Source organism: Kitasatospora nipponensis (assembly GCF_039528135.1).
Taxonomy (GTDB): domain Bacteria; phylum Actinomycetota; class Actinomycetes; order Streptomycetales; family Streptomycetaceae; genus Kitasatospora; species Kitasatospora nipponensis.
In genome coordinates, this window is the sequence record NZ_BAAALF010000174.1 from 1 (window position 1) to 18018 (window position 18018).

At 74.4% G+C, this 18018-nt stretch carries 12 protein-coding genes and 1 pseudogene; 5 read left to right on the forward strand and 8 right to left on the reverse strand.

The annotated features are described in order from the left end of the window. Both ABD323_RS32310 and ABD323_RS32315 read right to left on the reverse strand, forming a co-directional pair. A partial coding sequence (locus ABD323_RS32310; RefSeq protein WP_344445606.1) for a protein kinase domain-containing protein occupies window positions 1–1381 on the reverse strand: 1381 nt, incomplete at its 3' end. Window positions 1382–1601: 220 nt separating this feature from the next. After that, window positions 1602–3572 (reverse strand): glycoside hydrolase family 5 protein, encoded by a 1971-nt coding sequence (locus ABD323_RS32315; protein WP_344445607.1) that lies wholly within the window; start codon window positions 3570–3572, stop codon window positions 1602–1604. 229 nt (window positions 3573–3801) lie between these two features. Here ABD323_RS32315 and pgm point away from each other — a divergent pair, with 229 nt between their 5' ends. Next, window positions 3802–5445, forward strand: a complete 1644-nt coding sequence (gene pgm, locus ABD323_RS32320) for a phosphoglucomutase (alpha-D-glucose-1,6-bisphosphate-dependent) (RefSeq protein WP_344445617.1) — start codon at window positions 3802–3804, stop codon at window positions 5443–5445. 53 nt (window positions 5446–5498) lie between these two features. Here pgm and ABD323_RS32325 read toward each other — a convergent pair whose 3' ends face one another. Then, a complete protein-coding gene (locus ABD323_RS32325; RefSeq protein ID WP_344445608.1) occupies window positions 5499–6638 on the reverse strand; it encodes a class I SAM-dependent methyltransferase in 1140 nt (379 codons plus the stop codon). 286 nt (window positions 6639–6924) lie between these two features. On the opposite strand from ABD323_RS32325, the gene ABD323_RS32330 reads away from it, so the two are divergent. After that, entirely contained in the window at window positions 6925–7296 is a 372-nt protein-coding gene (locus ABD323_RS32330; protein WP_344445609.1) for a hypothetical protein, read from the forward strand. A gap of 122 nt (window positions 7297–7418) precedes the next feature. Here ABD323_RS32330 and ABD323_RS32335 read toward each other — a convergent pair whose 3' ends face one another. The 5 genes from ABD323_RS32335 to ABD323_RS32355 are packed head-to-tail and all read right to left on the reverse strand — an operon-like array spanning window position 7419 to window position 13106. Further along, window positions 7419–7571 carry a hypothetical protein gene (locus ABD323_RS32335; RefSeq protein WP_344445610.1) on the reverse strand — a complete coding sequence of 51 codons (153 nt, stop codon included), beginning with the start codon at window positions 7569–7571 and terminating at the stop codon, window positions 7419–7421. An 11-nt stretch (window positions 7572–7582) separates the two neighbouring features. Continuing rightward, window positions 7583–9379, reverse strand: coding sequence for an ABC transporter ATP-binding protein (locus ABD323_RS32340; protein WP_344445611.1), 1797 nt, complete (start codon window positions 9377–9379; stop codon window positions 7583–7585). Next, a complete protein-coding gene (locus ABD323_RS32345) occupies window positions 9376–10365 on the reverse strand; it encodes an ABC transporter permease (protein WP_344445612.1) in 990 nt (329 codons plus the stop codon). The genes ABD323_RS32340 and ABD323_RS32345 overlap by 4 nt, the downstream gene beginning before the upstream one ends. After that, window positions 10362–11384 carry an ABC transporter permease gene (locus tag ABD323_RS32350; protein ID WP_344445613.1) on the reverse strand — a complete coding sequence of 341 codons (1023 nt, stop codon included), beginning with the start codon at window positions 11382–11384 and terminating at the stop codon, window positions 10362–10364. The genes ABD323_RS32345 and ABD323_RS32350 overlap by 4 nt, the downstream gene beginning before the upstream one ends. A gap of 15 nt (window positions 11385–11399) precedes the next feature. After that, entirely contained in the window at window positions 11400–13106 is a 1707-nt protein-coding gene (locus tag ABD323_RS32355; protein ID WP_344445614.1) for an ABC transporter substrate-binding protein, read from the reverse strand. A gap of 608 nt (window positions 13107–13714) precedes the next feature. Here ABD323_RS32355 and ABD323_RS32360 point away from each other — a divergent pair. The 3 genes and pseudogenes from ABD323_RS32360 to ABD323_RS32370 all read left to right on the forward strand — a co-directional run. Beyond that, complete coding sequence (locus ABD323_RS32360; RefSeq protein WP_344445615.1) at window positions 13715–13918, forward strand: hypothetical protein; 204 nt, start codon at window positions 13715–13717, stop codon at window positions 13916–13918. A 260-nt stretch (window positions 13919–14178) separates the two neighbouring features. Beyond that, window positions 14179–16809 carry a lantibiotic dehydratase gene (locus ABD323_RS32365; protein WP_344445616.1) on the forward strand — a complete coding sequence of 877 codons (2631 nt, stop codon included), beginning with the start codon at window positions 14179–14181 and terminating at the stop codon, window positions 16807–16809. Next, window positions 16806–18018: pseudogene (locus ABD323_RS32370) on the forward strand (hypothetical protein); the annotation flags it as partial. The gene ABD323_RS32365 and the pseudogene ABD323_RS32370, both read left to right, overlap by 4 nt.

Sequence of the window (18018 nt, forward strand, 5' to 3'; positions counted from 1 at the left end):
CCCCGGACGCCGCGGCGCCGGGCGCGGGGTTGGCCGGGCCGGATGCCGGAGCCGAGCCCGGCGCGCTCGCGGCGGCGGGGTCGGCGGGCGTGGTGGCGGCGGTCGAGGCCTGGGACGGTGCGGTGGCGCCGGGGGCGGCCGGGCCCGGGGCGGACGCCGTGCCGCCGGTGGCGGTGAGCGTCACGGACGGCCGCGGGTCGGGCGTGCTCGCGTCGGAGCGGAAGGGGACCGTCTGGACGAGCAGCGCCGTCCCGGCGACCACGGTGACGCAGCAGGGAATCACGACCGGGACGAGGGAGCGGCGCCAGCCCCGCCGCGGACGCTGCGCGGCCACGGTCGCGGCGACGGCGGCGGCGAGGACGGCGGCGTCCACGGCGGGGGTGGGGACGGGCACCGGGGCGGGGGCGACCTCAGCCTTAGCCCCAGCGGCCGGTGCCGGTGCCGGTGCCGCCGGTTCGGCGGGTCCGAGCGGGACGGTGCCGCTCGTCGCCGGGGCGATGGCCGGTGCGCCCGCCGCCGCGCTCGCCCACGGCAGGCCGTCGGCCGCGCGGCGGGCCGCGGCCGCCATCTCTTCCGCACTGGCGAACCGGTCCTCGGGGCGCTTGGCGAGCGCCCTGGCGACGAAGTCGCGCACCGGCTGCGGGAAGTCGGCGGACAGCGCGGGCGCCGGCTCCCGCACGTGCTTGAGGACGACCTCCAGCGCCGTCTCCCCGGCGAACGGCGGCTCGCCGGTGAGCATCTCGTAGCAGACCACGCCGGTCGAGTAGAGGTCGCTCGCCGCCGTGGTGGGGGCGCCCTCGGCCCGCTCGGGGGCGAGGTAGAGAGCGGTGCCGAGGACCGAGTGCGAGGTGGTGATCTTCGTGCCGGCCAGGGCGCGGGCGATGCCGAAGTCGGTCATCGTCACCCGGCCGTCGTCGCGCAGCATCAGGTTGGCGGGCTTGATGTCGCGGTGCACGATGTCGCGCCGGTGTGCGGCCTGCAGGGCGTCCAGCGCCTGGGCGACGATGTCGAGGGTCGGACCGACGGGCATCGGGCCGGTCGCCGCGAGGACCTCGTCCAGCGGCCGTCCGGCGACGAGTTCCATGACGATGTAGGCGATCCGGGTGCCTTCCCCGTCACCGCTTGCCTCGTCGCCCGCGTTCTCGCCGTAGTCGTGCACGTCCACGACCCCGGGGTGGTCGAGCGAGGCGAGGATCCTGGCCTCCCGCCGGAAGCGCTCCATGAATGTGGCGTCGTCGAGCAGCGCCGGGAGCAGGATCTTGACCGCGACCCGCCGTTCGAGCACGCCGTCGTCGGCGCGCCAGACGTCCCCCATCGCGCCGCCGCCGAGCCGCTCGGCCAGCGTGTAGCGGCCCCCGAGCACCGTCCCCCGAGCCCACATCCCCGTCCCCCTGTCATGTCCGGCGTCACCGATCGCCGGGCGGGCACAGTCTGCCAGAGCGCTCCGGGACGTCGACGAAGCGTGTCGTCGTGGGCGACAACGCCCCGCTCAGGGGCCTTGGCTGACGGTTGGTCGGGAACGGTGACCCGAGGGCGGCGCCAGGGGGCGGCGGCTCCGGAGTGCTGCTCGGAGGCCGCCGCCCCGCCGGCTGGGCCCGGCCTCAGCTCAGCGGCCGGCAGAGCAGCGCGTCGGGGACGCCGCCGTGGTTCCACCGCCAGGTGTAGGCGACGCCGGCCAGGTACTCGTCGTCCGCGCACTGGCCCTTGTAGTAGCCCGGGGCCCAGTCGCTGGCGTTCGAGCCGCCGGTGGCCGGGCGGTTGTCGCCGTGGTCGAACCAGACGTCGTGCCCGCCGGTGGGCAGCGGGGTGCCCGCGGGCGCGCAGAGCAGGGTGGACATGGCGTTGCCGCGCACGCTGTACCCGACGGCGAAGGAGTTGTCGGGGCACTGGAGCTTGTTGTACCCCGAGGCCCAGTCGCCCTCGGTGACGTAGCGCTCGTCGGTGACCACCACGCGCGGCGCGGCGCCCTGGGCGGGCTCGCCGGCGTCGGTGCACAGGCCGCGGCTGTCGCTGCGGCCCAGGCCGGTGAGCCGCTCGCTGTCCGGGCACGCGCCCTTGCGGCCGCCGGAGTCCCAGTCGGGCAGGGCGAGCATCCGCGCCGAGACGTCGTAGTCCGCGTGGTCCAGGTTCAGCATGTTCCAGCGGGTGGAGCGCGCCACCGGTCCGGTCCGACCGGGCGCGTCGACCAGCTTGTGCCAGTCGGCGGCCCGCCAGTCGCCGGGGTCGTCGACGCTCAGCTGGTGGCCGTTCGGGTCGTAGTCCAGCAGCGCCCAGGAGTCCAGCGGAACGCCGTTGCGCATCCAGCCGACCAGCGGCCAGATCGCGAAGTCGGTGTCGTCGGCGGCCAGGATGTCGGTGAAGGCGTCGAACCAGGCCCGTTCCTTCGGGTCGCTCTCGTCGCGCCCGGCCGCGCCGAACTCGCTGACCCAGACCGGGGCGGTGAAGTGCTGCCCGGCCTGCGTGACGAAGAGCGCCTCCTGGTCGACCACCTGGGCGAGCTGCGCCGGGGTGAAGTCCTCGTAGCGCGGGTCGGAGGTGGCGCCCAGGCCGCCGGCGGCGCCGCTGTTGGCCGGGCCGGTGTAGGCGTAGAAGTGCGCCGAGTAGACCAGCTTGTCGGAGGCGATCAGGGTGTTGGAGAGGTTCTGCACCGGGGTGAGCATCGGCCGGCCGTGCGCGAAGCCGTTCAGCGGGATGCCCTGCCAGTTGATGCCCTCCATGATGATCAGCAGGTCCGGGTCGGCCTGAAGGATCCGGTTGCCGGCCTCCTCGAACGCCGCGTTCTCGTCATGGCCGTCGCCCCAGCCCCAGTTGGGGTCGTCCCAGACGTCGCGGCGCACCTCGTTGCGCAGGTCGGCGCCGACGACCCGCTTGTCGTTGCGGTACCGGTTCACCATGAAGAGCCAGTCGCTCTCCCACTGCGCCGTGCTCTGGCCGCTGTTCCAGCGCTCGTTGCCGTCCAGTCCGCAGCACCAACGGGCGGTGGTGGTGTGGTTGTTGAGGATCACCGCGAAGCCGTCCGCGGTGAGTGCGGCGACCACCGCGTCGTACACCTGGAGCGGGGTTTCGCCGCGCAGCGTCGGGTTGGCGGCGAGGGCCGCGTCGGGGACCGGGGTGGTGTCGTGGACGAGCGCGTTGGAGAAGGGCAGCCGGATGCTGTTGATCCCCAGCCCGTGGAAGCCGGCCAGGATCGTCGGTAGGGAGGCCCGGTCCAGGCCCAGCGGGAGGTTGTACGACACCTCGCCGCTCTGGTTCTGCGCCGGGTCGTCGACCGCGCCGCTGCCCAGCCAAGTGCCCTGCGCGCCCTCCCAGTTGCCGGAGACCAGCTTGAACCGGGCGCCGGTGGCGTCGACCACGTAGCGGCCGCGGGTGCTGAGCGGGCCGGTCCAGGAGGCGGCGAGCTGCGGTCCGGTGCGGACGACCGCCGGGGCCGGGCCGAGGTCGGCCCGCCCGGCGCCGGCGGCCTGGCCGGGGGTCGCCGGCAGCAGCAGGGCGCCGGCCAGCGCGGTGATGGTGGCGAGCGCGCGGGTGGCGGTGCGGATGGCGGTGCGGGTGCGGCTACGTGGTCTGATCATCGCCGTCCTCGGAAGGGGTGGGGAGGAGTGGAGGTGCTCAATCCTGTTAAGTTTCCCGCCAGTAGGTCAACAGAATCGCTCATGAACAGTCAGGGTTGCCCCGCTGGGCCGCCATGACGGCGAGCTGACGCCTCGGCATAGTGGTGATGGTGGCAGCAGCGGGGGGCGCTGCCCAGCCGTCCGACGAGGGCGGCGCAGCGGGCCGGGACGACGAGTGGAGGACAGCACGATGGTGGACGAGCGGGCAGGCCTGGCGGCCGAGCCGGGCGACCTGGTGGACGTGGCACGGCTGGTGACGGCCTACTACACGCTGCACCCCGACCCCGGCGAGCCGGGGCAGCGGGTGGCCTTCGGCACCTCCGGGCACCGCGGGTCCGCGCTGGACACCGCGTTCAACGAGGACCACATCGCGGCCACCACGCAGGCGATCTGCGAGTACCGCGCCGGCCAGGGCACCGGCGGCCCGCTCTTCCTGGGCGCCGACACCCACGCGCTCTCCGAGCCGGCCCGGGCCACCGCGCTGGAGGTGCTGGCCGGCAACGGGGTCACCGTCCTGATCGACAGCGCCGACGGCTACACGCCCACACCGGCGGTCTCGCACGCCGTCCTGGCCCACAACCGGTCCCACCCGGGCACCGCGGCGGCGGACGGCATCGTGGTGACGCCCTCGCACAATCCCCCGCGCGACGGCGGCTTCAAGTACAACCCGCCGCACGGCGGCCCGGCCGACTCGGCGGCCACCGGCTGGATCCAGGACCGCGCCAACGAGCTGATCGCCGCGGGCCTGGCCGGGGTCCGCCGGGTCCCGTACGCCCGGGCGCTGGCCGCCGCGACCACCGGCCGGCACGACTTCCTGACCGGGTACACCGAGGACCTGCCCGCCGTCCTGGACCTGGACGCGGTGCGCGCGGCCGGGCTGCGGATCGGTGCCGACCCGCTCGGCGGCGCCTCGGTCGCCTACTGGGGGCGGATCGCCGAGACCCACCGGCTGGACCTGACCGTGGTCAACCCGCTCACCGACCCGACCTGGCGGTTCATGACCCTGGACTGGGACGGCAGGATCCGGATGGACTGCTCCTCGCCCTACGCGATGGCCTCGCTGATCGAGCGCCAGGACCGGTACGCGATCGCCACCGGCAACGACGCGGACGCCGACCGGCACGGCATCGTGACGCCCGACGCCGGGCTGATGAACCCCAACCACTACCTGGCGGTGGCGATCGACTACCTCTACCGGCACCGCCCCGACTGGCCGGCGAAGGCCGCGGTCGGCAAGACCCTGGTCTCCTCCTCGATGATCGACCGGGTGGCCGGCGACCTGGGCCGTGAGCTGGTGGAGGTCCCGGTGGGGTTCAAGTGGTTCGTCGACGGGCTGCTCGCCGGCCGGCTGGGCTTCGGCGGCGAGGAGTCCGCGGGCGCCTCCTTCCTGCGCCGCGACGGCGGGGTCTGGACCACCGACAAGGACGGCATCCTGCTGGCCCTGCTGGCCGCCGAGATCACCGCGGTCACCGGCCGCACGCCGTCCCAGCGCTACGCCGAACTGGCCGGGCGGTTCGGCGCGCCGGCCTACGCGCGGGTGGACGCCCCGGCCGACCGCGAGCAGAAGGCGGCCCTGGCGCGGCTCAGCGCCGCGCAGGTGACGGCCGACCAGCTGGCGGGCGAGCCGATCACCGCCGTGCTGACCGAGGCCCCCGGCAACGGCGCCGCGATCGGCGGGCTCAAGGTCTGCACCGAGAACGCCTGGTTCGCGGCCCGGCCCTCCGGGACCGAGGACGTGTACAAGATCTACGCCGAGAGCTTCCACGGGCCCGAGCACCTGGCCCGGGTGCAGGAGGAGGCGCGGGCGCTGGTCGGCCACGCCCTGGGGGAGTAGGGCGCGGGGCGGGAGTGCGGCCGGGCGGGGCTCGTGCGGGCCCGGCCCGGCCGTCAGCGCGGCATTGACGTGGCGTCAGGAGGATTTGTACGCTCGGTGGCGATCCGATCACGCTGACTCCTGGGAGACGCGATGAGCCAGCCCTGGGAGGTCGGCCCCACCGCCGGCGTCGACCTGACCGCGGCCCCCGCCACCGGTCCCCGCCCGGTCGCGGTCTCCGACGGGGGCGAGCCGGCGGCGGTCACCCCGCCGTCGGCGCCGCAGGCGGCGCCGCTCGACCTGGCGCTCCAGGGCTCGGCCGGGGCGGTTGGCTGAGAGACCTGGCGGGCCGGGACGCGGGCGCGGGCCAGGACGGGGAGGTCGAGCGGGCGCAGCGCGTCGGTGCGCTGCCAGTCGGCGGGCGCCAGCGTCTCGCGCTGCGGCACGTACTCGACCGGCTGGAGCCGGTGCTCGACCAGCAGCCGGTCCAGCTGTTCGACGCTGAGGAAGGTGCGCCAGGGCTCGCCCTGCTCGGCCGTCGCGGCCATCGCCATCTCCGCGTACGACTGGCCGGCCTCGTCCCGTAGTTCGGCCGGCAGGAAGTGCTCCACGATGAGCTCGCTGCCCGGTGCGAAGCCGCTGACGGCGGCCAGGGTGCGGCCGATCGCCTCCCGGGTGAGGTACATCGTGACCCCGAGCCAGCTGACCAGCGCGGGCCGGCCCGGATCGAAGCCGGCCCGGACGAGACGGTCGGTCAGCGACCGGGCGCCGTCCCGCTCGAAGTCGACGGGGACGAAGACGGCCGATGGCGGCACGGCCGTGCCCGTCGATGCCAGCAGGTCCCGCTTCCACGCCTGGGTCGCGGGCTCGTCGACCTCGAACACCGTGACGGGGTGGGCCAGTTCGGACCGGTAGGCGAAGGAGTCCAGCCCGGCGCCGAGGATCACGTACTGGTCGAGGCCCCGGGCGGCGAGCGCGGCGAGCCGGTCCTCGGTGTAGCGGCTGCGGGTGGTGACCGTCGTGCGCGTGCCGCAGAGCAGGGGGTGCTCACCGAAGGAGCGGTGGTAGCCGAGCAGTTCCTCCGCGCGCTCACCCAGGAGGGTCCGCGCCAGGGGATCGGCGAAGATCGCGGGGGAGTCGTCGACGAGGAGATGTGCCGCGCGCGCCGCGGCTGCCATGAGGGCCGTGCGGCTCGGCTGTCCGTTGTTCACCATGACATCGGAGCGTACCGGCCAAATCTGACATCATATCACAGATAGGAATATTTCGGAAGGCCCATCCGGTGATGATCCGGCAACGAAGGGCGGCTCGCCGTCCCGTTCCAGGGTGGGGTGGATCGTGAATCCCGGCGGCCCGTGCGGTGTGACCTGGGGACTGATGGAGCATCAGAGACCACTCGCGTCACGACCCTTGACGCCGCCACCGGTCCCGGCCGCATAGTGGTGATTGGTCTGGACCAGCGACTGGATTGGTCGAGACCACAACGGGAGGAGAACCACCATGCGCCGTTCCACCTGGAGCAGGATCGCCGTGATCGCGGCAGCACCGCTGCTCGCCTTCGCGGGCGCCACCGCCGCTCAGGCCCACTCGCCGCTGAACACCAGCTCGTACACGGTGTGGGACACCACCGGCACCTGCTCGATCTACGTGCACTTCTACTACAACAGCCACTGGTTCGTGGAGTACGACCTGACCAACCACAGCAACGGCACCGTCGGTTGCGCGGCCGGGGCCTACACCAGCGACCAGGGCTACGTCGGCGGCATCACCGGCGGCGGGTTCTCGACCAACGACGACGGCTCCCGCTGGGTGCAGCCCTACGTCCAGCGGGTGGGCAACTCGTCCACCACCGTCTGGGGCGCCAACCGCTAGTACCTCTCGCGCGGCAGGGCCCGGACGGTGCACCGTCCGGGCCCCTGCCGCGCGGAGCGGCGGCCGGGGCCCACGGGGAGGCGGTCGGCCCCGTGGGCGCACTCCGACCGTGGTCGGCGGGCTCACCGCCGGAAGGTGACGTGGTCGGACGGGCGGCCGCGCACCTTGCCCGCCCGCCACTTCGCCGGCGTGGCCCGGACCGTGGGGTCGGGGTCGGCGGCGAGGCGGGCGCGCTGCTCGGTCGTCCACACCTCCGGTCTGCCGGGTTCCCTCACCGGCCCCGGTGTCAGGGTCGGCCGGCCGGGACGGCTTCCGGGTGTGGGGTGCGCAGGGCGGCGCGGGCGGCTCGGCGCTGGTCGGCCTCGGCGGGGTCGAGGACCGGGACGGCCGCCAGCAGGCCGCGGGTGTAGGGGTGTCGGGGCGCGCCGTAGACCTCCTCGACCGTGCCGAGCTCGACTATCCGGCCCTGGCGCATCACCGCGATGCGGTCGCTGACCTGCCGGACCACCGCCAGGTCGTGCGCGACGAAGACCAGGGTGAGGCCCAACTCCCTTTGCAGGTCCGCGAGCAGGCGCACGATCTGGGCCTGGGTGGAGACGTCCAGCGCGGAGACCGGTTCGTCGCAGACGATCAGCTTGGGGCGCGGGGCCAGCGCCCGGGCGATGCCGACCCGTTGGCGCTGGCCGCCGGAGAACTCGTGCGGATAGCGGCCGTACCAGTCGGGGTGCAGGCCCACCCGTTCCAGCAGCTCGGCCACCTCGCGGCGGACCGTGCGGTCGTCGGCGCCGTGGGCGCGCAGCGGGTCGGCGACCGACTCGCCGATGCTGCGGCGCGGGTTGAGCGAGGAGACCGGGTCCTGGAAGATCATCTGCAGGTCCCGGCGCAGCGGGCGCAGGCGGCGCTCGCTGCACCGGGTGAGGTCGGTGCCCTCGAAGTGGATCCGGCCGGAGGTGGGTTCGAGCAGCCGGACCATGAGGCGGCCCAGGGTGGTCTTGCCGCTGCCGCTCTCGCCCACGATGCCGAGCGTCTCGCCCCGGCGGACGTCCAGGCTGACGCCGTCCACCGCGCGCTGCCGCTCGCGGCGGCGCAGCAGCCCGGACCCGCCGGCCCGGGCGGGGGCCGGGTAGTGCCGGTGCAGGTCGGTGACGGTCAGCAGGGCGTCCGGTGTGCCGGGGACGCCCCCGCCGGGCACCGTGTCCCGGTCGGGCACCGCGTCCCCGCCGGGCACAGCGCCCCCGCCGAGTGCCGCCGGTCGCTCGCGCACGCTGTCCAGCCGTGGCACGGCGGTGACCAGCTCCCGGGTGTACGGCGCGTCCGGTGCGCCGAGCACCCGCGCGACCGGGCCGTGCTCCACCTCCCGCCCGCCGCGCATCACCAGCACCCGGTCGGTGTTGCCCGCGACCACTCCCAGGTCGTGGGTGACCAGCAGCAGCGCCATGCCGGTCTCGGCGCGCAACTCGTGCAGCAGGTCGAGGATCTGCGCCTGCACGGTGACGTCCAGCGCGGTGGTGGGCTCGTCGGCGATCAGCAGGCGCGGCGAGCAGGCCAGCGCCATGGCGATCAGGGCGCGCTGGCGCATCCCGCCGGAGAACTCGTGCGGGTGGGCGTCGGCGCGCCGGGCCGGGTCCGGGATGCCGACCCGGTCCAGCACCTCGACGGCGCGCTGGCGCGCCGCCCGGCGCGAGGAGCCGGTGTGCACCCGGTGCACCTCGGCGATCTGGTCGCCGATGGACCAGTAGGGGTCGAGCGCGGAGAGCGGGTCCTGGAAGACCATCGCCGCCCGGGCGCCGCGCAGCGCCCGCAGTTCGGCCGGCGAGGCGGTGAGCACCTCGGTGCCGTCGACCCGGATCCGGCCGGTCACTTCGGCCTCGCCGCCGTGGTGCAGGCCCAGCAGGGCGGCGGCCACCGTGCTCTTGCCGGACCCGGACTCGCCCACCAGGGCGAGCGACTCGCCGGCCGCCAGCTCGAAGGAGAGGCCGTCGACGGCGGTGACCGCTCCGGTGGCGGTGTGGAAGGCGACCCGCAGGTCGCTGACCTCGACCAGGATCCCGGAGGGCGCGGCCGGTGGTTGGTGCTGCGTCATGCCAGGCTCACCCTCGGGTCGGCCAGTGCGTACAGGAGGTCCGCGGCGGCGTTGGCGATCACGATGAAGAACCCCGCGAACAGGGTGACGCCGACCACGATCGGCAGGTCGATCTGGTTGACCGACTGCACCAGCAGGCGGCCCAGCCCGTCGAACCCGAAGACCGACTCGGTGAGCATCGCCCCGCCGAGCATCGAGCCCACGTCGATGGCGAGCAGGGTCAGCACCGGGACCAGGGCGCCGCGCAGGGCGTGCCGCACCACGATCCGGCGCTCGGTGAGCCCGTAGGCGCGGTTGGTCCTGATGTGGTCCTCGGCGAGGGTCTCCAGCATGCTGCTGCGGGTCATCCGGGCGTAGCCGGCCGAGACGATCAGGGCCAGCGAGAGCCAGGGCAGCACCAGGTTGGCGGCCCACTGCACCGGGTCGTCGGTGAAGGCGGTGTAGCTGGGGAAGGGCAGCCACTGCAGGTAGGCGCAGAAGACCATCATCAGCAGCAGGCCGATCAGGAAGACCGGGGTCGACATGCCCGCCAGCGTCAGCGCGGTCAGGGCGCGTTCGGACAGGCGCCCGCGGCGCAGCGCGGAGAGCAGGCCGGTGCCGACGCCCAGGACCAGCCAGATCACCATCGCGCCCAGCGTGAGCGAGAAGTCGACGGGCAGCCGCTGGGTGATCATCTCCAGCACGGGCTGGTCGGACTGGAAGGAGTAGCCCAGGCACGGCGCCGCGCACTGCGTGAGGTCGGTGCCGGAGTCGAAGGTGCGTCCGGCGAACAGGCCGCGCAGGAAGTCCGCGTACTGCTCCCAGACCGGCAGGTCGGTGCCGAGCTTGTGCCGCACGACGGCGAGCCGGGTGCCGTCGCAGCCCTTGCCGCAGACCAGCACGGCCGGGTCGTGCGGGGCGGTGTAGAAGACCAGGTAGACGACGGCCGACATGACGAGCAGCACCAGCGCGGTGCTGACGGCGCGGCGCAGCAGGAAGCGGATCATGCCGGCACCCCCGGGGTCCGGTTCTTGCCGCGCCGCCGGTCGATCCCGGCGCGCAGCCGGGACTTGGCGCGCGGGTCGAGCGCGGTGCGCACGCTCTCACCGAGGACGGTGAAGGCCAGCACGGTGACGAAGAGCAGCGCCGCCGGCAGCAGCACGTAGGACGGGTCGGCCTGGAACCAGTTGGTGGCGCTGGAGAGCATCTGGCCCCAGGACGGGGTGGGCGGGCGCACCCCGACGCCGAGGAAGGAGAGCCCGGCCTCCTGGGCGACGTTGGCCGGCAGTTGCAGCACGCCGTAGGTGATCACCGGGGCCGCCAGCGCGGGCAGCACCTCGCGGCGGGCAACCCGCCAGCGCCCGGAGCCGGCGAGCCGGGCCGCCGAGACGTGGTCCAGGCCGCGCAGGGTGAGCACCTGGCCGCGCACGATCCGGGCGGTCTGGCCCCAGCCGAGCACGCCGATGACCAGCATCAGCAGCAGCGGGCGGGGGAAGGAGGCGGGCACCACGGCCATCAGCGAGACCGCGAAGACCAGCGAGGGGAAGGCGATCACCAGGTCCATCGAACGGCTGATGACGGTGTCGGCGAGCCGGTTGCCCAGTCCCGCCGCGAGGCCGATCAGCACGCCCAGGGCAAGCTGCACGACGGTGGCGCCCAGCGAGACGGAGAGCGAGATCCGCGCGCCGTAGGCCAGCCGGGCGAGCACGTCGCGCCCGGTGCCGGGCTCGACGCCCAGCCAGTGCCGGGCGCTCGCGCCGCCGAAGGGGCCGATCGGCACGCCGCCGGTCGCCGAGTCGATCAGGTCGTTGTGGTAGGTGGTGGCGTCCTGCCCCTCCAGCGCGGAGATCAGCGGAGCCGCGAGGGCCAGCAGGACGAGCAGGGCGAGCACCGCGCCCGCCGCGGTGGCGGCGCGGTCGGCGCGCAGCCGCCGCCAGAGCTGGTGGCGCTGGGGCCGGGGCCCGGCGCCGCCCTCCCGGGGGAGGGCGGCACCGGACCCGGCGGGGGGCGTCGAAGAGGTGCTCACGGTGTCGGGATCCCTCTACTTCACCGAGATGCGGGACAGGTCGTAGAGACCGTTCCACTGGCTGACGTAGGCGTTCTTGACGCCCTTGCCGTAGAGCCGCTCGTAGATCGGGTGGTACAGCGGCACGGTGTAGGCCTGCCGGCCGAGTTCGGCGTCGAGCGCGCCCCAGGCCCTGGCGGCCTGCGCCGGGTCGGTCAGCTTGTTGGCGGCGTCGATCTCCGCGTTGACCTGCGGGTCGTTCAGCTGGGCGGAGTTGTAGTTGCCGCCGTCGGTGAGGATCTGGCGGCCGTCGAAGATCGGCGCCAGGAACGGGCCGCCGGAGGGCCAGTCGGCGCCCCAGCTGGCCAGGAAGAGGCCGGGCTCGGTGGCGGGCTTCTGGTACTTGGTCTGGTAGTCGTCGTCGGCGGTGCCTTCGAGCTTGACGGTGATGCCGGCCTTGCCCAGGGCCTGCTGGACGGCGGCCGCCACCTCCGGCCCGCTGCCGTCGCCGGTCACCGTGGAGTGGCTCAGGGTGATGGTCAGGCCGCTCGGGTAACCGGCCTGCGCCAGCAGGTCCTTGGCCTTGGCCGCGTCGCCGCTGCGGCCCGCCGGGAAGTAGTCGTAGGGCGCGTATCCGAAGGCGGGCTGGTCCGGCAGGAAGGTGGTGGCCGGCTTGGCCACCGCGCTGCCGCCGACCGCGTTGATCACCGACTCGCGGTCGATGGCGTAGGAGATCGCCTGGCGCACCCGCACGTCGTCGAAGGGCTTCACCGTCGGGTTGAAGGCCAGGTACTGGGTCTCGCCGAAGTAGCCGGTGACCACCCGCTTCTTGAGGGCCGGGTCGCCGGCGAGCCTGGCCAGCACCGAGGCGTCCACGTTGCTGTCACTGGTGACGGCGTGGGCGTCGTCGCCGGTGCCGGCGGCCAGCCGCTGGTTGATCACGGAGGTGTCGAGGCCGGAGGTGACCTGGACCCTGTCCGGGCAGGCGAGTCGCTGGTCGTCCAGGGCGCGCGACCAGTGGGGGTTGCGGTCCAGCACGATGCTCTTGCCGCCGTCGTTGCTGACGACCTTGTAGGGGCCGGAGGAGACCGGGTGCTTCTGGTAGGCGGTGCCGGTGTCCTTGTCCCTGGGCACCGGGGCGAACTGGGTGGCGGTCGCCAGGAAGGGGAAGTCGCCCTCGGGCTTGCGCAGTCTGAAGATGATGGTGCTGTCGTCCGGGGTCTCGATCGAGGCCAGCTCGCCGCCCTTGTACGGGCCCTGGTAGTCCTCGCCACCGACCAGCCAGTCGCGCAGGTAGGGCGGGCCGCCCGGCAGCTCGGGGGCGAAGGAGCGCTCCAGGCCGTACTTGACGTCGCCGGACCGGATCGGCGTGCCGTCCTCGAACGTCAGGCCCGACTTGAGGTGGTAGGTCCACACCGTCGCGTCCGCGTTCGGCTCGCCGGTGTCGGTGGCCAGGTCCGGCACGACCTTGGCGCTGTCGGGGCCGTCGGTGGTGTGGTTGCGCGTGGTGAGTGTGCGGAAGACCAGCGTGGGCACCTTGCCGCCCCCGGAGGTGTACAGCTCCGCCGGGTCGAAGTTGCCCTGCCCGCGGTGGTTGAGCACCGTCAGGGTGCCCCCCTGGCAGGCGTTCGGGTCGAACGCGGCGGCGGCCGTCGAGGTCGTGCCCGCTCCGCCGCAGGCCGCGGTCAGCCCGGTCAACAGCGTGACGACGGCAGCCGCGAGGGCGGCCCTGCTCTTGGTCATGATGGCCTCTTGGGGATGCGCGTAGGGGACCGCCGGTGCGGCTGCCTACGAAGGGGGGCGGAAAGGGGCACGACGGGGATGGTCGCGGCGGACGCCCGCGCACCGGTCCCCCGGGGGGACGGGCAGCGGGCGGCACGGGGCCGCGTGGGAGGAAGGTGCACCACGAGGACGGCCCGGGGGCCGCGTGGTCAGCGCCTGGGCGTCACCGACATCGACAGGTGACGTCGTCCGGACAGACCGGGGGCATGCCGAACCGCGCCGGCACATGGGCGGCGCGAGAGCGGGATGGACCGGTCAGGGACATGAGTAAAACTTTGAGCTTCTATAAGAAAATAGTCAAATCCCTCGTCGAAGGTGGAACAAAAAGGGACAAAGGGTACTGCAGCAAGCTGCCATGACTCGAGCGCGGCTTGACGGCCCGGCCGGTGCAGTTTGCTGCCACCGAGGCGCCCTTGCCGCGGGTGAAGTCCCGGTCGCAGGATGGCGATCACTCCAGGTTTCCCGCTCGCCGCCAATTCGCCGCGATCACGGGTGAGTTCGGCAGGGGGCCCGGCGGCCTGGAGCACTCCGTAGGTCCCGAGTGAGACTCAAGTGAAGGACGGTGTGCCATGAGCGTGGACTTCGCTCTGTTCGACCTGACCGAGCTGGCCGTACTGGACGCGGCCGACCTGGACGTCCCCGCGCTGCGGGCGTCCCACACGGCGCGCTTCGCCGACGACATGGACGAGCTGATCAGCAAGTCGCTGGTCGTGGAGCCGGCCTGCTGTTCCTGCTCCTCGTCGGTCTCCTGCTGCTGCACGGGCGTTGCCTGAGGCTCGGCGTTCGACCCGCGGTGCCCGTGGCCCTGAGGCCGGCGCCGCTCGCAAGCCCTAGCCCGGCAGGACCGGGCCGGCCCTGCGTGACCCTGCTCCAGCTCACTGGAGGCGGGGCACCGCGTTCCACCTGGAGTCACCATGAACCGACTTGGACCAGGTCAGGCCACGTACCCGCACCACCCGGCGACACCCGGGCAGTCGACCCGATGACCGACACCGCACCTCCCGCGGCGGCTGCGACTGCCGCAGCGGCCACGGTGGTTGGAACCGTCCCGCACGGCGGAGCCGGCACGTCCCCCGCGGTGGCCACCGGCCCGGCCGGCCTCGCGGACACCGTGCTGCTGCGCGTCAACCCGCTGTCCGGCCGACGCCTCGGAATGCCCGAACTGGTCACGGCCGTGGAGGCGTTGACGCAGGCCGAGCAGCTCTGCGGCTCGCTCGCCGAGGCCGCGCGCGCCGAACTCTTCGACCTCGCCGCGACGGCCACCGGCCGGGACCTACAGGCCGTTCTCGAACTGAAGCGCGCCGTCCACAACCACCGCGCCCCCAAGGCGTCGGCCGGCGGCCGCAGTTGGCCCGCCGCCACCAGTGCCTGGCTGGCGGCCTGGCAACGCATCGCCCTGGCGCGCGGTGTCCTGACCTCCGGCTACGAGACCTGCCTGGCCGGGGAACGGGCCGCGCTGGCCGAGACCGTCGCCGCCGAGCCCTTCCAGCTCTCGCTGGCCCTCACCTCACCCCAGGTCCTCGACGCGGTGCGCCGCTACGCGCGCTCGGCGGGCCGGCCCTCCAAGGCGGACCGCAAGTCCGAACGGGGGATCCTGCAGCACCTGGCCCGCGCGATGGTGCGCACCTCGCCGCTGGCCCGCCTCACCGCGGTCGGCCTCGCCGGCTGGTCCGAGCAGGGCGTGCCGCTCGACCGGGTGGTCTTCCAGCGCCGCCGGGCGAACCCGCTCCTCTCGGTGGACCGGGTGTCGTTCGCCCAGTTGGTGACGGGCCTGCTGCCGGCGGCCGAGGCGGGCGAGGCCGGTGAGGCGGACACGGCGGACACGGCGGGCACGGTGAGCGGTGTGGACCGGGTGATGCAGAACCCCTCGCTCCGCAGTACGGCGGACGCCGTCCGCTTCCGCCGGCGCGAGGGCGACCAGGTCCGGGTGCTCGCCACCCCGCTCACCGCCCACCTGCGGAGCCTGCTGGAGCTGACCGCCCTGGGCCCGGTGGCACCCGCGGACCTGGGCCGCGCGCTGGCCCGGCGGCTGGGCTGCACCGACGAGCAGGCCGAGCGGATGGTCGAGGCCGCCTGCGATGCCCAGATCCTGCTCTCCGGGCCGGCGTTGGACGAGCAGGCGACGGACCCACCGGCCGCCGCCCGCGCGCTGCTGGGCGGCCGCGCCCCGGTCGTGGACGAGGAACTGGCCCAGCTGTCCGCCACGTTGGAGCGGCTCGCCACGGCCACCGTGCCCGAACGGGTGGCCCTGCTGAGCCGGCTGGAGGCGACCGAGCGACGGCTGAACGCGCTCACCTCGCGTCCGGGCCGGCTGCGGATCAACGAGGACTACCAGCTCAACCCGTTCGAGGTCTCGCCCGCCGGCTACCGGCAGGCGCTCGACGACCTCGCCGAGGCCACCGAGTTCATCTCGCTCTTCGACCGCCACCACGAACTGCGGGCGCTGGCCTGCACCCTGTTCGTGGACCGCTTCGGCGCCGGCGCCACGGTCCCGCTGCTCGACCACGCCGCCGAGCTGGTCCACGCGGTCCTCGGCCGGGAGGCCCGGATCGAGGACCGGGCCAGGGAGTTCGGCCCGCGCGACGGCTCGCTGCCGCGCCTGCTGGAGCTGCGCGCCCGCGCGGTGCGCGCGGTCGCCGAGCGGATCGCCCGGCACCGCACCGAGCGGCCGCGGGCCGAGGAACTCGCGCTGGAGTCCGGCCTGCTGGCCGAGTTGGCGGCCGCCCTGCCCGAGCGGTTCCGGCGCTCGGCGGCCTCCTACGGGCTGCTGGTCCAGCCGGTCGGCGGCCGGCTGGTGCTGAACGGCTGCTACCCCGGCCACGGCCAGCTGGGCATGCGCTTCCTCGGCGCGGACCGCGAACTGGGCGGGCGGGCCGCCGAGTCGGTCGCCCGCCGGGCCGCCGCGCTGTTCTCGGCGGACGGCGCCGAACCGCGCGAGGACCGCGAGCTGCACGGCGTCAACATCAACCACCGGATCCCGCTGCTGGAGCGGAGCGTCACCCCCGAGGAGTGGCTCGGGATCCGGCTGGCGCACGACCCGGTGCTCGACGAGTTGCTGCTGCTGGACGCGGACGGCGTCCGGGTGCGTCCAGTCACGCTGGGGATGCGCTGGCCGGACCTGCACCCGGCCCCGCTGCGCCTGGCCACCTGGCTGGCCGACACCAGCCGGGTGATGGTCGAGTCCCTCGGCTGGGAGGCGGCCCCCACCGGGGACGCGCCGCCGCCGGAGCGGACCGTGGCCACCCCCCGCCTGACGGTGGGGCAGGTGGTGCTGCAGCGCCGCCGCTGGTACCCCGGGCCCGACTTCCCGGCCGCCCCCGGACCCGAGGGGCCGGCCGGCCACCTGGTCGACCTCACCGTCTGGCGGGCGCTGTCCGGGGTACCGGACGAGGTCGTGATCAAGACCGGCTTCGACGCGGTGGCCGTCGCCCGCAGCATGGCGACCGGCGCCCAGCCGACGAACCGGCGGCCGACCAAACCGCAGTACGTCGACCTGGCCAGCGCGTTGGGCGTCCGCGCGCTTCCCCGGTTCCTGGACCGCCGGCCCCCCGGCAGCTACCTGGAGGAGGCGCTGCCCGGCGTGCGCCGCGGGCGCCACGCCGTCGAGTGGGTCATCGAGCTCGACCGCCCCGCCGGGGCCCGATTCCAGCCGAGGAAGCCATGAGAGTCAAGCTCCGTCCGGACGCGCACTGCGCCCCGGTGCCGCAGGGGGTCTACTGGATCCGCGGTGACCGCTCGTTCGTGCTGTCCGGCCCGCCCGCCCTCTACACCGTCGTCGACGACCAGCTCGACGCCCTGCTCGCCGGGACGAGCGTGGACGCGATGGTGGCGGCGGCCGGCGACGAGCGCGCCCGGCCGGTCCTCGACCACGTGCTGCGCGCGCTGGTCGCCCAGGACGTGCTGATCGACCTGGACGCGGTGCAGGGTCCGCTGCCGGACGAGCGGACCGCCCGGGAGCACGCCGCGCTGCTCGGCTACCTGGAGGCGAACTGCGCCGAGCCCTACCGGGCCTTCGCCGCCGTGCGGGCCGCCCGGGTCGCGGTCGCCGGCGGGGGACCGGGGGCCGAGGCGGCGTGCCGCGGACTGGCCGCCAACGGTGTCGGCGAGAGCGACCGGCTCGACCTGCCGGGCGCGGCGGGCCCGCTCGCGCCGGGGACGGTGGTGGTGCTGATCGACGACCACGACGCGCCGCTGGACCTGCTCGCCACCGCGGCGCTCCTCGCGCCGGGCACGCCGGTGCTGCCGGTGGCCGCCGGGGCGGACCTGGCCCTGGTCGGTCCGGTCTGCACGACCGCCCAGGAGCTCCGGGCCTTCCAGGCCGTCCGGGCCCGCGCCGCCGACTGGCAGCGCGGCGGGGCGGAGCCGGCCGCGCCGCGCCCGATCAGCGCGGTGCTCGCGGGTTCCCTCGCCGCCCACGCGGTGCTGGCCCATCTGGCCGGGACCGGGGGCGAGGAGCGCACCGCGACCCTGGTGCACGGCCACGCGGCGCGGACCCGGCTCGTTCCGGTGCCGGACGCCGCGCTCGGACCGGCCTGGCAGCTGGTGGACCCGGGTGAGGCACTGGCCGAGGCGCCGGTCGAGGCCGAAGGCGCGGCTGACAGCACCGACGGCACGGAGGGCGCCGACGACCCGCAGCCGTTCCACCTCGACGCCGCGCTCACCTCCCGGTGGACCGGTCTCGGCCGCTGGGGCCGCGACCTCGACCTGCCGCAACTGCCCGTCAGCCTGGTCACCGTCGCCGCCGTGGCCCGCGCCACCGTGGCCGGCGCCGCCGACACGCCGTTCACCGCTGCCGAGGGCCCGCACTTCCTGGGCTGGGGCCGCGACCGCGTAGGTGGTGTTCGCCATGCCGAAGGCGGCGGCCTGGTCGTTC

What these genes read in the sequence shown, in the direction of transcription:
- ABD323_RS32360 (WP_344445615.1), top strand. Translation starts at nt 13,715, where the DNA reads ATGAGCGTGGACTTCGCTCTGTTCGACCTGACCGAGCTGGCCGTACTG.
- ABD323_RS32330 (WP_344445609.1), top strand. Translation starts at nt 6,925, where the DNA reads ATGCGCCGTTCCACCTGGAGCAGGATCGCCGTGATCGCGGCAGCACCG.
- pgm (WP_344445617.1), top strand. Translation starts at nt 3,802, where the DNA reads ATGGTGGACGAGCGGGCAGGCCTGGCGGCCGAGCCGGGCGACCTGGTG.
- ABD323_RS32355 (WP_344445614.1), bottom strand. Translation starts at nt 13,106, where the DNA reads ATGACCAAGAGCAGGGCCGCCCTCGCGGCTGCCGTCGTCACGCTGTTG.
- ABD323_RS32325 (WP_344445608.1), bottom strand. Translation starts at nt 6,638, where the DNA reads ATGGTGAACAACGGACAGCCGAGCCGCACGGCCCTCATGGCAGCCGCG.
- ABD323_RS32340 (WP_344445611.1), bottom strand. Translation starts at nt 9,379, where the DNA reads ATGACGCAGCACCAACCACCGGCCGCGCCCTCCGGGATCCTGGTCGAG.
- ABD323_RS32345 (WP_344445612.1), bottom strand. Translation starts at nt 10,365, where the DNA reads ATGATCCGCTTCCTGCTGCGCCGCGCCGTCAGCACCGCGCTGGTGCTG.
- ABD323_RS32315 (WP_344445607.1), bottom strand. Translation starts at nt 3,572, where the DNA reads ATGATCAGACCACGTAGCCGCACCCGCACCGCCATCCGCACCGCCACC.